Source organism: Streptococcus mitis (assembly GCF_946190155.1).
Lineage (GTDB): Bacteria > Bacillota > Bacilli > Lactobacillales > Streptococcaceae > Streptococcus > Streptococcus mitis_CL.
This window is the reverse complement of sequence record NZ_CAMHZL010000002.1, coordinates 218647-232438: the sequence shown is the minus strand read 5'-3', so window position 1 is coordinate 232438 and position 13792 is coordinate 218647. Positions and strand designations below refer to the sequence as shown.

The window sequence follows — 13792 nt, the reverse complement described above, 5'->3', positions numbered from 1 at the left end:
CCTGAACTGCTCTTTTTTGCTATTCTGTTTCTTCTTGGACTTCTTCACGCTCTTCATTTTTAATTGGAGCTGGTTCATAAGCTCGGATAATCTGAGCGACAACAGGATGGCGAACCACATCCTTAGCTGAAAAATGAACAAAGTCAATCTGATGGATGTTCTTGAGTTTTTCTTGGGCATCAATCAAACCGGACTTGACATTACGTGGCAGGTCAATCTGACTGATATCTCCATTGACAATCATCTTAGAATTAAAGCCTAAACGAGTCAAAAACATCTTCATCTGCATGATGGTCGTATTTTGCGCCTCATCGAGAATGACAAAGGCATCATCCAAGGTCCGTCCACGCATATAGGCAAGGGGCGCAATCTCGATAATTTCACGCTCCATGAGACGAGTTGTTTGGTCTTTTCCCAGAATCTGATACAAGGCATCGTAAACAGGTCGAAGGTAAGGATCCACCTTCTCCTTAAGATCACCCGGAAGAAATCCAAGACTCTCGCCAGCTTCCACTGCTGGACGAGTCAAGATAATCCGCTTGACCTGCCCACGTTTAAGGGCAGTCACGGCCAAAGTAACTGCAAGAAAGGTCTTCCCTGTCCCTGCTGGCCCAATTCCAAAGGTCACATCATGCTGTTTAACACTGTCCACATAAAGTTTTTGACCCAGTGTTTTGACACGAATAGGTTTCCCTGTATTATCCTTGATAATTTCTTCTTCGTAAAGGGCGACAAACTTGTCGATTTCATCGTTTTTGACCATGCTAATTGCAGTCACCACATCTGGCGTACCAATGGTCATCCCACGGTTCACCAAGACCATGAGAGCTTGAATAACCTGACGAGCTTCCTCACAGGCAGTCTCTTCTCCCAAAACCTGGACAATCTCCGTACGAGCATGAATCACAACATCAAGCTCTTCTTCCATTAAACGAAGATGGCGTTCATTAGAACCAAAAAGATGAAACAGGTCATCTGGATGACTCAGTTGAATGTCAATTGAATGTTCCTTCAAATAAAGAACCTCTCTAATCCTTTTATTTCTTTTTATTATAGCAAAGGGATGGAGAAATTACTAGCCCAAACCCAGTGAATCATGCTAGTGTTCTAAGTATTCTTGCCAGATAGCGTCAAAGTCTCCTAGGTTAAAAGAGAAGCTGGCATGCTCCTCCAAAAAGCGACTGACCTCATCAAAATCATCTGTGTGTTTTGGAAAGGCTGATTCTTCAAAGGCTAGGTCTGCCAAGATAGCCTTGGGACTGTTACTTTTAGGATTACGCTCAGTCATGAGCCAAGTGTAAAATGATTTTCTCATAAGTCACCCTAGATCAACTCTGTCCCAAACTGGTCTTGCTTGATTTTACCAGCCTTCATCAAACCACCGAGTGCTTTCTTGAACTGACCTTTAGAAATACCAAAGGTTGCCTTGATGTCGTCTGGAGATGACTTATCATTCAAGGTCATGAAACCACCATTGCTTTCCAAGTAGGTCAAAATCATCTGAGCATCATTTTCCAACATTTCAAAGGAACGTGGTTTGAGGGAGAGATTCAAGGTACGGTCAACCTCGCGGAAACCAATGACACGCGCATCTAATACTTGCCCCAAACGTGGCTCTGCGTAGCGCTCGCTAGGATGGATAAAGCCAAGCATATTATTTTCTGGCAGATAGACAAAAGTTCCTGACAGCTTGAGGCGGTACACAATGGCTGGCCAGTTTTGGTTCTGCATGTTGTTGTAAGCAGGACGAGCCAGACGTTGGAAGTCTTCTTGATAAGCCAAGAGGCCCCAGATACGGTCTTTCTTGTCCACCTCAAGACGGATGTAGAGTTGGTCGCCCTTCTTAGGCCAGAGTTCCTTGAGCTCAGGGAGGATATCGAGTGACACAACGATTTCCTTGTCAGGAAGGCCCGTATCCACAAAGACACCCAAATCTTTACGAACTTCTGTTACAGTTCCCCAACCAAATTGGTCCTGAGTGGCAGTTACTTCTATGGTTGTCAGGCGCAGTTTTTGCTTCATATCCGTGTAGGCAAAACCTTTAACCGTATCCCCTACTGTATGTTGACCCTCTTCCTTAGCAAGAGCATAGGTTTGACCATCCTTTTGCACAAAGTAAAAACGGTCGTTTTCATCGATGATCAGTCCAACGATAAAACTTGCAAGATTTGTATTCATATTTCCTTCTTTCGAATAAAACTCAGCCAGCAATGCCAACTGAGTTTTTCTGTTTATTTTTAGACTTCCAAAAGTTCTTTTTCTTTGTTGGCAGTCATGTCGTCGATGTGTTTAACAGCATCGTCTGTTACTTTTTGAATATCTTTTTCAAGGGTCTTCAATTCGTCTTCAGTGATTTCTTTTGCTTTTTCTTGTTTCTTAGCTTCGTCCATAGCATCACGACGGATATTGCGGACAGCCACTTTAGCATTTTCTCCGACCTTCTTCACTTCTTTAGCAAGGTCACGACGAGTTTCTTCTGTGAGAGCAGGGATAACCAAGCGGATTACAGAACCGTCATTAGCTGGTGTAATACCAAGATCAGAAGCGTTCAAGGCACGTTCGATGTCTTTCAATGAAGACTTGTCAAATGGTGTTACTAACAAAACACGCGCTTCTGGAATGGTGATTGAAGCGATTTGGTTAAGAGGAGTTTCTACTCCATAGTACTCTACATGTACACGGTCAAGCAAGCTTGCATTGGCACGGCCAGCACGGATACCACCAAATTCACGAGCAAGTGATTGGTGAGACTGGGTCATTCTCTCTTTAGCTTTTTCAATAATTGCGTTAGCCATAATCTTTCTTATTCCTTTTCTTCGATATTATTTGAAACTGTTGTTCCGATATTTTCACCAAATACGACACGTTTGATATTACCAGGTTGGTTCATGTTAAAGACAACCAAGTCAATATCATTGTCCATTGAGAGGGTTGAAGCTGTTGAGTCCATGATACGAAGACCTTTATTGATAACATCACGGTGAGTCAATTCTTCAAATTTAACAGCTGTCTTGTCCTTCTTAGGATCAGCATTGTAAACACCGTCGACACCATTTTTAGCCATAAGAATGGCATCTGCTTCGATTTCAGCTGCACGAAGGGCTGCTGTTGTATCTGTTGAGAAGTAAGGTGAACCAATTCCAGCACCAAAGATAACGATACGGCCTTTTTCAAGGTGACGAAGGGCACGTCCACGGACATAAGGCTCTGCCACTTGTTGCATGGCAATAGCTGTTTGTACACGCGTATCGACACCAACTTGTTGCAATGAATCTGCCATCACAAGAGCATTCATAACAGTCCCAAGCATTCCTGTGTAATCTGCCTGAACGCGATCCATACCTGCTTCTGCTGCAGGTTCTCCACGCCAAAGATTTCCTCCACCAATAACAAGGGCAATTTCGATACCTAAGCTATGAACTTCTTGAATCTCTTTTGCGATTGTTTGAACTGTTTGGATATCAATCCCTACGCCACGTTCACCGGCAAGGGCTTCACCTGATAACTTGATTAAAATACGTTTATACTTGGGATTCGCCATTTTCACTCTCCTTTTTTTATCCTACCTATTTTATCACAATTTCTAAGATTTTTATAGTATGATGAGCAATTCTTTCAAAAAAATTAGACTGTTAAAAATTCCTCTAAGTCAGAAAGAGCACGCTCAGCAATTTTTTCATAACGAGCCTTCTTATCACGGATACGTTCGCCTTCCAACTCCTTGATAATACCGAAATTGACATTCATTGGTTGGAAATGTTTGCTGTCGGCATGGGTGATATAATGAGCCAGACTTCCAATCGCTGTTGTTTCTGGGAAAATAGCCTCGCTTTCTCCCTTGAAAAGACGAGCTGCGTTAATTCCTGCAACCAAGCCTGAAGCCGCTGACTCAACATAACCTTCCACACCCGTCATCTGACCAGCAAAGAAGAGGTTGGGCTGCTTCTTAGAACGATAGGTCTGCTCAAGAAGATTTGGTGAATCCATGTAAGAATTGCGGTGCATAACTCCATAACGTACAAACTCTGCATTTTCAAGGCCTGGAATCATTTGGAAGACACGCTTTTGTTCTCCCCATTTGAGGTGGGTCTGGAAACCAACGATATTGTAGAGGCTCCCAGCCGCATTGTCCTGGCGAAGCTGGACAACCGCATAAGGTGTTTTGAATTCTCCATCACGAGGTCCTGTGTAGTCGTCTGGATACTCCAAACCGACTGGTTTCATAGGGCCATAAAGCATGGTTTTAATGCCTCGTTTTGCCATGACTTCGATTGGCATACAACCTTCAAAATACTTTTCTTTCTCGAAAGAATTAAGCGGTGCTTCTTCTGCATTGACCAAAGCTTCATGGAAATCCATAAATTCTTGCTTCGTCATGGGAGCATTGAGGTAGGCAGCTTCTCCCTTATCATAACGTGATTTGAGGTAGACCTTGCTCATATCGATGGTGTTGACGTCGATAATAGGCGCTGCCGCGTCGTAGAAATAGAAACCATCGCCATCATTAAGGGCATGAATCTTTTCAGCCAGAGCATCGCTGGTCAAAGGACCAGTAGCGACAACCGTAATAACATCCGTCGGCAATTCTGTAATTTCATCACGAACCACTTCAATCAAGGGGTGGTTGGCCACTTTTTCAGTCACCATCTGTGAGAAACCATCACGGTCCACCGCAAGCGCACCACCTGCAGGAACACGTGTAGCCTCAGCAGATTCCAAGATAACAGAACCCAAGCGACGCATTTCTTCCTTGAGAAGCCCAACAGCATTTGTCAAAGCATCCCCACGCAAGGAATTGGAACAAACCAATTCAGCAAAATTGTCTGTTTTGTGCTGAGGTGTCGACTTGACACCGCGCATTTCATAGAGTTTAACTGGAATACCACGTTCTGCGATTTGGTAGGCTGCTTCAGAACCTGCCAAACCAGCACCGATAACATTGATATAAGATTGAGACACGACACTAATACCTCTTTGGGAGTGTGAAAACAAGATTCACATTGAAAAAGTCAACCGAACTTTCCTCGCTTTCGAATTTCCTGGCTCAGGCTGAAAAAGTCCACAGGACTTACTTCGCTTTCGAATTTCTTGGCTCAGGCTGAAAAAGTCCACAGGACTTACTTCGCTTTCGAATTTCCTGGCTCAGGCTGAAAAAGTCCCCCGGACTTTTTCACTCCCACAAATCTTTCTAATTTTTTCTTCTACTAGTATAACAAAAAAAGGGAAGAAGGCAAACTTCCCTGTTTAGTCATTTTCTTGATTTTCTTCCCAGTCGTGGTAGGCTGCGTAAAGCTGGCTCTTATTCCACTGGTAAATCTTAGCGACTTCCTTGATAGCTTGATTTTTCTTCATGCCTTGCTGGATGCGGACTTGGATTTCTAAGAACAAGTCCTCCTCGTCTTTTTCCTCCACATCCTGGCTGGCACCTTCAACGATGAGGAGGCATTCTCCCTTAAGTGGCGTTTCAGAGATACTTTCCAGCAATTCAGAGATCTTTCCTCGTTGGTATTCTTCATAGATTTTAGTCAATTCTCTAACCAAGACGACCGAGCGGTCACCGTAGACTTCTAACATATTTTCCAAAGTATCTGCCACACGATGGGGCGATTCATAGAAAATTTGTGTTTCAGGATAGTCTTTTTTCAAGTCGAAAAATTGCTTCTGCTGGCCTGATTTTCTGGGTAAAAAGCCGTAAAAGATATGTGGCTGTGGCGCTAAACCACTGGCAATCAAGGCAGAAATTCCTGCAGAGGCACCTGGAACGGTGACAACTGCAATTTCTTCCTCAATAGCTGCCTTGACCAAATCATGACCAGGGTCTGAAATACTAGGCAGACCCGCATCAGAAACCTGAGCAATACTTTGTCCTACCTTCAGGAAACCTATCAAATCAGGAATCTTTTCCTTGGCATTGTGCTCATGAAAACTAATCTGCTTGGTGGAAATGTCAAAATGCTTGAGCAAAAGCCCTGTATTGCGCGTGTCCTCAGCAGCAATCCAGTCCACCTCTTTCAAGGTCTGGATTGCTCGAAAGGTCATATCATCTAGATTACCAATCGGCGTTGCCACTAGGTACAGCTTGCCATAGGGAGACTGCCCCTTAAAACTTTTTTGAATCTGCATGCCTACTCCCTGTATAACAACTCGTCACAGAACATACATTCCTCGTCCTGCTCTCGACGTTGTCCATAAAAATCATTACATACGTGAAATCCGTCTTTATAAATCCGACGGACACTTTCACGAACATGCTTGGCCTTGACAGGAGCATCTGCTTCCACCTCACCCAAGCGTTCACGCAACTTACTATTTTCCAAACGAAGAGCTGTATTTTCCTCTACCAGGCTCTTGAGATTTTTCTTGATGGCTTCCACATCGGCCAAGGTTACCAATAACTGTTGGGAAAAATCATCCAGCGCGTCAAATAATTCTTTTTTGTCCATAAAACAGCCCTTTCCTTTCATTATCGTTCATTTTTGAGTTTATATTTCTTTCAAGACCAGATATTCCATGGCATTTTGAAAGCTGACATTAGCTTGCCACATTTTTCTAGCTTCTAACAAATCTTGTAGAATCACTCTTACTCTTGCTTGTAGGATATCTTGTCCACATAGAACTTCAAGAATCCGTAAAACCTGATCTTGTTTTTCCTTGTCATCTGCCAAGCTGGCTAGTTTGGCAACTTGCAGATAACTTTCTTTTTTCTTAGCTACTAACCAAGTCAGCAGGCGTTCACTTTCATCAACCAAGGTCCAAAAACTTGCCTGATTAGCCAACTTTTCTCCTTCAGCTCGCGATTGACTAAACTGAGCTAGGAGAGTCGCTTTTTTCTTAACCAGTCCCATTTGTTCTAAGAGCAAGATGAGCTTCTCTTCTTGTTTTTTAAAGTGAAAAATTTGCGTCCGACTTCGGATTGTAGGTAAAATCTTCTCCTCATCACTGGTCAAGAAGAAAATGTAAACTTCACTCTGGGGTTCTTCGATGACCTTGAGCAGAGAATTAGCTGCGTTAGGATGCATTTTTTCCGCCTGCTCGATAATAAAGACCTGTTGCTGGCTTTCAATCCCTGCTTGGGAAAACTGACCCACCAATTCTCGAATGCGTTCTGTCTTGATGACCTGATTTACTGGCTTAATCAAAGTGACATCGGGAAATTCTCCCTGCTCAATCAGCTTACAATTTCGGCATTTCTCACATGGTAAAACACCTACTTTATCTGTACAAAAGAGGCTCTTAGCCAAAAATTGCGCCATTTCCAAACTTCCAAAGAAACCTGAAAAAAGATAGGCGTGATTGAGCTGGTCTTGTTCTAGGATACGGACAAAACGGTCAAACTGATCTGGCTGCCAGGCCTTTAGTTGATCTTGTTTCATTTAGCCAATCCCATTCTATCAAACAAGACAGACTTGGTAGTTTCCACAACTTGCTCCAAAGGAAAACTAGCATCAATCTTGACAATACGACTTCCTTCTTTGTCCAGAAGAGAAAGGTAACCTTGACGGACTTTTTTATGCAAGTCCAATCCTTCCAAGTCCAAACGATTGACCTCACGATTGCTATTAGCAGCAATGCGAGCCAGTCCCTCTTCCACCTCGATATCAAAATAGAGTGTCAAATCGGGTTTAAGGCCGTCTGTCGCAAACTGATTGAGCCAGTCAATGGCGTCAATATCCAAGCCACGACCAAATCCCTGATAGGCAAGAGAACTATCGATGAAGCGGTCCATAATGACCAACTTGCCAGCTTCAAGTGCTGGAAGAACTTTTTCCACCAAGTGCTGTCTGCGACTGGCGATATAGAGAAGAAGTTCTGTCTTCGCATCCATCTGAGTATGACTTGGGTCCAAAATTACTTCCCGAATCTTCTCCCCAATCAAGACTCCGCCTGGTTCACGGGTCGTCAGCACCTCTACCCCTTTTTCCTCTAAAATTGGTAGCAGAGCCTCTAAAACACTGGTCTTTCCTGCCCCCTCTGGTCCCTCAAGAGAGACTAAAAATCCTTTTGACATGTCTAACTCATTTCTTTTTTACTACTTCTATTCTATCAAAAAAATAGGGGTTTGTGACAATCTTTTTGTCTTCTCATTTCAACCACCATAAAAGAGGCAGATAAAACTACCTCTTATTTACCTAATTCTTGTGTTCGTTTGTAGGATTGATGAACTGCATCCATGACTGTTCCTCGAAAAGCATGCGCTTCTAAGCTTGCTACACCAGCGATAGTCGAACCTCCTGGGCTACAAACTTGGTCTTTCAAGACTCCAGGATGCTCTTGGCTTTCTAGGACCAATCGTCCAGCGCCGACAACTGTTTGAGCTGCCATTTTCAATGCTGTTTCTCGTGGTAATCCTGTCTGAACACCTGCATCTGCCAAGGCTTCGATAAAGAGATAGACAAAGGCCGGTCCACAACCTGCAAGACCTGTCGCTGCGTCGATTAATCCTTCTCCCAGTTCAACCAAGAGACCAGCCTTAGTTAAAAGCTGACAAAAGAGCTCACTGTCCTCAGCCCTGCAATTAGAAGACAAGGCATAACTAATCACTCCTTGTCCGATAGAAGCAGGGGTATTTGGCATCATACGAATAATTCGGTGTTGACTTGGGATAAGACTTACTAGTTTTTCTAAAGTCAATCCAGCTGCCATGGAAATCAAAAGAAGACTTTCTCTTTTTTCAAGGATGGTCTGGTATTGAGAAAGCAGTTCAGAAAACTGAGCAGGCTTCACTCCTAGAAAAATCACATCTGCTTCTGCAAAGATTTCGTCATTGCTGGAAGCCTGACCACCAAAGTTGGCGATGAAAGCATCCACCTTGGCTTGACTACGATTGGCAAGAAGAATGTCATCACACGTCTTGGCCTGCAAAACAGACTTGGCCAAGCTAGCACCCATATTCCCCAAACCGATAAATCCAATCTTCATCTCTTACTCCCTTATCTGTCCATCACCAGTGATCACATACTTGTAGCTGGTCAACTCTTTCAAGCCCATGGGACCACGCGCGTGCAATTTCTGAGTAGAAATCCCCATTTCACAACCAAGACCAAATTGGCCACCATCTGTGAAACGAGTTGAGGCATTAACATACACCGCTGCAGAGTCCACTTGATCTGTAAAGTAAGCTGCAGCTTCAGCATTTTCAGTCACAATGGCATCCGAATGATGGGTACTGTGGGCTTCAATATGGGCAATCGCTTCTTCTAAACTGCTCACAACCTTAACAGCTAGAACATAGTCTAAAAACTCGGTGTCAAAGTCTTTTGCTTCAGCTACTTTACCTGAAACAAACTGGCTTGCTTTGCTATCCAAGCGGAATTGAATTGGCTCCAACCCAGCTTCTTTTCGATCTTCAACCAGTACCTTCTCCAAGCAAGGAAAGAAGCTTGCTGCCTTGTCCTCATGAACAATTAGAACCTCCATGGCATTGCATACAGAAGGACGACTGGTTTTAGCATTGTTGATAATAGATAAAGCTTTATCTTCATCTGCGTCCTTATCGACATAAACATGAACAATCCCAGTTCCTGTCTCGATAACAGGTACGATAGCATTCTCAACCACTGCATTGATCAAGCCAGCTCCTCCACGAGGAATAAGAAGGTCTAGATAGCTCTTGGCCTTCATCATAGCATAGCTACTTTCTCGGCTAGTATCTTCCACTAGTTGAATCACATCTGGGTGAATAGTCGTTGTCTCCAAGCCCTTCTTCAAGGCTGTGACAATAGCATGAGCTGTTTGGTAGGCATCCTTACCACTACGAAGAACAACCGCATTCCCACTCTTGAGAGCCAGAGCAGCCGCGTCAGACGTCACATTTGGACGACTTTCATAGATAATACCGATAACGCCCATAGCCACACGTTTTTTGGTGATCACTAAGCCATTTTCAAGATGATTGGTTTCTAAAACTTCACCGATTGGATCTGGTAAAGCAACCACTTCACGAATCCCAGTTGCCATCGCTTCTATACGACCTGCATCCAAATAAAGACGATCCAGCATCACATCTGAGATTTTACCCTTAGCCGCTTCCATATCGAGGGCATTGGCCGCTAAAATTTCCTCAGTAGCAGCCACTAAGTGATCAGCCATGGCTAGCAGAGCTTGGTTTTTCACGACTTCACTGGCTGTGTTAATTGATTTTTTAACAGCCTGTACCTGTTCAAATTGTTCTTGTGTACTTACCATAGTTTACCTCTAAAATTCTGTAAAGAGTAGTTGGATTTCAGGAGTAATGGAAATCCAGTCATCACGGTGAATCAAGACACCCTTGGCTTTTTGAGAACGCAACATATCCTCCAAAGCAGATGCACCAAATTGCACACGCCCTTTTCCAAGTGATTTTCCACTTTCCTTGTCAAATACTGTCACGATATCACCATAAGAAAAGGCGCCTTCTGCTTCAACAATACCAGATAAGAGAAGACTCTTGCCATGTTGAGAGAGAGCTTCTGCAGCCCCTTTATCAACCCAAATAGAACCTTGACTCTGAGCATAAAAGGCCAGCCATTGTTTCTGGGTACGAAGTCCCTTCTCTTGCGCAACAAAGTAGGAACCATCCTTGGTCTCCTCAGCTGCTTCAATCATGGCATCTGACTTCAAGGATGAGCAGATATAAACAGGAACTCCTGATTCCGTCGCGATAGTTGCAGCTTTGATTTTGGTTAACATGCCACCTGTACCATTAGACGAACCTGCTCCACCGGCCATATCAATAATCTCACGATTGATAGTATCGATTTTCTCCAAGCGTTTGGCTCTTGGATATGAATTAGGATTTCCAGTATAGAGACCGTCCACATCTGTCAAGAGAACCAAAAGGTCTGCTTGGACCATGGCCGCTACCTGGGCACTTAGAGTGTCATTGTCCCCAACCTTGAGCTCATCAATGACGACACTGTCATTCTCATTGATGATAGGAATCGCGCCACGGTTGAGTAAAACCGACAAAGCCTGATGAGCATTTTTATAACGGCGCTTATCCACAAAGTCATCCTGGGTCAGCAAGATTTGTGCAGAAACGATTTGGCGCAAGAGAAGATTGGTCGTGTATTCTTCCAACAAAAGGCCTTGCCCTACCGCTGCTGAAGCCTGTTTATCAGCAATCTTAGTCGGACGCTTTTTAAATCCTAAGGCCCCAAAACCAGCCGCAATGGCACCTGACGACACCAAAATCAATTCATGACCAGCCTCGTGCAGCATAGCCAACTGTTGGGTAATAGCTTTTACTTTACTACGTGATAAACTTCCATCCTCATTCGTCAGAGAAGAAGTCCCCACCTTAAAGACAATCCGTTTGAATTTCATAGTCTCACTCCGATTCTTCATATTTATCCATTATAACATGAATGGCAGGAAATAGAAAAGAGTTGATAGGAAAAAGGTCGAGACAAGTCATCTCAACCTTTTATCACGTCTAATTCTTTCTCAATCTCTCCAAGGTTTTCTTAAAAAGCTCTGGAATATCTGCTGTAAATTCCAAAGTCTCACCTGTTCTCGGATGGGTAAATCCTAGCGTCTTGGCATGAAGAAATTGTCCATGCCCTTTCAAAGTCTTGCGAGGACCATAGACTTCATCACCAGCGACTGGATGACCAATATAAGACATGTGAACACGGATTTGATGGGTGCGACCTGTTTCCAGCTGCAGCTCCACTAAGCTATAATCACCAAAGCGTTCCAAAACGTGGAAACGGGTCACTGCAGGTTTCCCTTTAGCAGTCACAGCCTGTTTCTTACGGTCTTTTTCACTACGGCCAATCGGAGCTTCAATGACACCACGATCATTAGGCAGATTTCCATGAACAATCGCCCAATATTTGCGGAGAGACTTTTTATCCTTCAGTTCTTGAGCAAGTGCTAGATGCGCCTCATCGTTTTTAGCAATCATGAGAAGGCCTGACGTATCCTTATCAATACGATGAACAATTCCTGGACGCAGAACCCCATTGATACCCGATAAATCCTTAATATGGTACATAAGGGCATTTACCAGAGTTCCACTAGTATGACCAGCACTCGGATGCACAACCATTCCTTGAGGCTTGTTAACGACGGCCACATCCTCATCTTGGTAGATGATATCTAGCGGAAGATTCTCAGGCACATACTCTAAAACCTCTGGTTCTGGCACATGGTAAGTGACGATATCGCCCTCTTGGACAGTGTATTTAGCTTTCTTGACTTGGCCATTGACCAAGACCTGGCCTGATTTGATTTGTTCATTCGCGAGACTGCGTGATAATTCTGTCAAATCCGACAAAGCTTTATCTAAACGCAGGCCACCAGTTTCAATTTTAATTTCCATTTATTTCCTCTTTTAGCATTGCAATCAATAAAATAATCACTCCAACAGTCAGATAGCTATCTGCCACATTGAAAATTGCAAAATTGATAAAGTCCACATGAAACATATCCACAACAAAGCCCTGACTGAACCTGTCAATGAAGTTTCCAAGACCACCTGCAATAATCAAGGTCAAACCCAAGACCATCCAGAATGAGTCCTCCATGTGTTTATGTAGATACCAAATGGCACCAATCACGACAACCAGAGTAATGACAGCGAATAACAACTGCTGATCTTGTAAGATAGAAAAGGCTGCCCCTCGATTTTGCAGGTAGGTCAAGCTAACGAAATTGGGAATCCAAGATCGTACTTCACCCAATGGAATTTGCTGGACGATGTAGGATTTTACCAACTGATCAAGCCCAATCAAAAGCAGTACAATGACTGCCACTATTCCTCTTTTTTTCATGATTTCCTCTTCTGATTAAAATATTCTTGCATGACTTCTACAAAGAGAGTCCCAGCTTGACTCAGCTCCACTTCTTCACGTTTAACATAAACCATGCGATTATCTAGGTTATCCTTGAGACGAATAACTGTGATACCATTAACACTATCACTATCTAAAAATCCAGAACCTGTCGCATAGGCGTCCGTCCGCTCCAAAATACCATTCAAGGTAGCACGGTCTGTCACATTGAACATCTGTGAGCTCGCACTGGTATCAACAAAATTCTCTGAATAATAAAGGTACTCGTCTTTCTCTTGAGTAAAACGAACCGTTGGTAAATCAGCTAAATCCTCCATAACCAATTCCTCTTTCTGAGCCAAAGGATGCCCTTCACGAAGATAAATGTGGGTATGGAAGGGAATCAACTCAATAACCTCCAGACCTAGCTTTTCAACCCGTTGCATAATCCCCTTTTTATTTTGATTGTTGAGGTAGATAATCCCAATTTCACTATGTCCTTGCGCTACTTCGTCTAAGATTTGAACAGTAGTTGATTCAAAAATACGGAAATTCTTATAGTCAGGATAGCGCTCTGAAAAGGCCGTAATAGTTGGTGGCAAGAAGTCATAGTGCTGACTAGCAATGGAAAATTCATCTTTTTCTTCTTCAGGATTGGCATACTGATTTTGAAAAATATCAAATCCTTTAACCAATTCTTGAGCTTTTTCATAAAATTCCATACCACGACGAGTCAAGAAAGTCCCTGAGCTGGTCCGACGGAAAATCTTAAAGCCCAACTCTTTTTCCAAATCACGAACAGAAATAGACAAACTCGGCTGACTAACATACATCTTTTCAGCAGCTTCACGAAAAGTACCGCTATTCGCAATAGCCACAACATAACGTAATTGTTGAATGTTCATCTTCTACCCCCAACTTCTTTATCTTTTCATTATACCATATTTTAGAAGTTTTCCATCGAAGAAAAATAATGTCACTCATAAAATTCATCTACACTAAGAACGAAAAAATCATGGGTTCCAAAACAAAAAAAG

Annotated in this window: 16 protein-coding genes and 1 pseudogene; 1 reads left to right on the top strand and 16 read right to left on the bottom strand. The window is 43.2% G+C overall.

The features are described 5' to 3' along the window. Positions 1-19 precede the first annotated feature (19 nt). The 16 genes from N8O80_RS03150 to N8O80_RS03075 all read right to left on the bottom strand — a co-directional run bounded on the left by N8O80_RS03150 (position 20) and on the right by N8O80_RS03075 (position 13660). Entirely contained in the window at positions 20-1015 is a 996-nt protein-coding gene (locus tag N8O80_RS03150; protein ID WP_261026882.1) for a PhoH family protein, read from the bottom strand. 84 nt (positions 1016-1099) lie between these two features. Beyond that, complete coding sequence (locus tag N8O80_RS03145; protein ID WP_001232084.1) at positions 1100-1315, bottom strand: YozE family protein; 216 nt, start codon at positions 1313-1315, stop codon at positions 1100-1102. 8 nt (positions 1316-1323) lie between these two features. After that, a complete protein-coding gene (cvfB, locus tag N8O80_RS03140; RefSeq protein ID WP_001095435.1) occupies positions 1324-2178 on the bottom strand; it encodes an RNA-binding virulence regulatory protein CvfB in 855 nt (284 codons plus the stop codon). A 59-nt stretch (positions 2179-2237) separates the two neighbouring features. Further along, entirely contained in the window at positions 2238-2795 is a 558-nt protein-coding gene (gene frr / locus N8O80_RS03135) for a ribosome recycling factor (protein WP_001262225.1), read from the bottom strand. Between the two features lie 8 nt (positions 2796-2803). Then, positions 2804-3541: a UMP kinase gene (gene pyrH, locus N8O80_RS03130; protein ID WP_000002996.1), complete on the bottom strand. Its 738-nt coding sequence runs from the start codon at positions 3539-3541 to the stop codon at positions 2804-2806. An 83-nt stretch (positions 3542-3624) separates the two neighbouring features. Beyond that, positions 3625-4959, bottom strand: a complete 1335-nt coding sequence (gene trmFO, locus N8O80_RS03125) for a methylenetetrahydrofolate--tRNA-(uracil(54)-C(5))-methyltransferase (FADH(2)-oxidizing) TrmFO (RefSeq protein WP_000083709.1) — start codon at positions 4957-4959, stop codon at positions 3625-3627. 285 nt (positions 4960-5244) lie between these two features. Beyond that, a complete protein-coding gene (gene rsmI / locus N8O80_RS03120; protein WP_261026881.1) occupies positions 5245-6123 on the bottom strand; it encodes a 16S rRNA (cytidine(1402)-2'-O)-methyltransferase in 879 nt (292 codons plus the stop codon). Positions 6124-6125: 2 nt separating this feature from the next. Next, positions 6126-6443 carry a DNA replication initiation control protein YabA gene (gene yabA, locus N8O80_RS03115; protein ID WP_000358227.1) on the bottom strand — a complete coding sequence of 106 codons (318 nt, stop codon included), beginning with the start codon at positions 6441-6443 and terminating at the stop codon, positions 6126-6128. 39 nt (positions 6444-6482) lie between these two features. Continuing rightward, positions 6483-7373, bottom strand: a complete 891-nt coding sequence (locus N8O80_RS03110; RefSeq protein WP_261026877.1) for a DNA polymerase III subunit delta' — start codon at positions 7371-7373, stop codon at positions 6483-6485. Then, complete coding sequence (gene tmk, locus N8O80_RS03105; RefSeq protein ID WP_120770092.1) at positions 7370-8008, bottom strand: dTMP kinase; 639 nt, start codon at positions 8006-8008, stop codon at positions 7370-7372. The genes N8O80_RS03110 and tmk overlap by 4 nt, the downstream gene beginning before the upstream one ends. Before the next feature lie 113 nt (positions 8009-8121). Next, a complete protein-coding gene (gene proC, locus N8O80_RS03100) occupies positions 8122-8919 on the bottom strand; it encodes a pyrroline-5-carboxylate reductase (protein ID WP_004261379.1) in 798 nt (265 codons plus the stop codon). 3 nt (positions 8920-8922) lie between these two features. Beyond that, entirely contained in the window at positions 8923-10185 is a 1263-nt protein-coding gene (locus tag N8O80_RS03095) for a glutamate-5-semialdehyde dehydrogenase (protein ID WP_261026876.1), read from the bottom strand. A 9-nt stretch (positions 10186-10194) separates the two neighbouring features. Further along, entirely contained in the window at positions 10195-11304 is a 1110-nt protein-coding gene (gene proB, locus N8O80_RS03090; RefSeq protein WP_261026875.1) for a glutamate 5-kinase, read from the bottom strand. Positions 11305-11413: 109 nt separating this feature from the next. Then, positions 11414-12304 (bottom strand): RluA family pseudouridine synthase, encoded by an 891-nt coding sequence (locus N8O80_RS03085; RefSeq protein ID WP_261026874.1) that lies wholly within the window; start codon positions 12302-12304, stop codon positions 11414-11416. Beyond that, positions 12294-12755 carry a signal peptidase II gene (lspA, locus tag N8O80_RS03080; RefSeq protein WP_261026872.1) on the bottom strand — a complete coding sequence of 154 codons (462 nt, stop codon included), beginning with the start codon at positions 12753-12755 and terminating at the stop codon, positions 12294-12296. Before lspA ends, N8O80_RS03085 begins: the two co-directional genes overlap by 11 nt. Next, positions 12752-13660 (bottom strand): LysR family transcriptional regulator, encoded by a 909-nt coding sequence (locus N8O80_RS03075; RefSeq protein ID WP_001025694.1) that lies wholly within the window; start codon positions 13658-13660, stop codon positions 12752-12754. Before N8O80_RS03075 ends, lspA begins: the two co-directional genes overlap by 4 nt. Between N8O80_RS03075 and N8O80_RS03070 the strand changes: the two are divergent. After that, a pseudogene (locus N8O80_RS03070) lies at positions 13653-13724 on the top strand (AraC family transcriptional regulator); the annotation flags it as partial. The gene N8O80_RS03075 and the pseudogene N8O80_RS03070 sit on opposite strands and share 8 nt — an antisense overlap. Positions 13725-13792 lie beyond the last annotated feature (68 nt).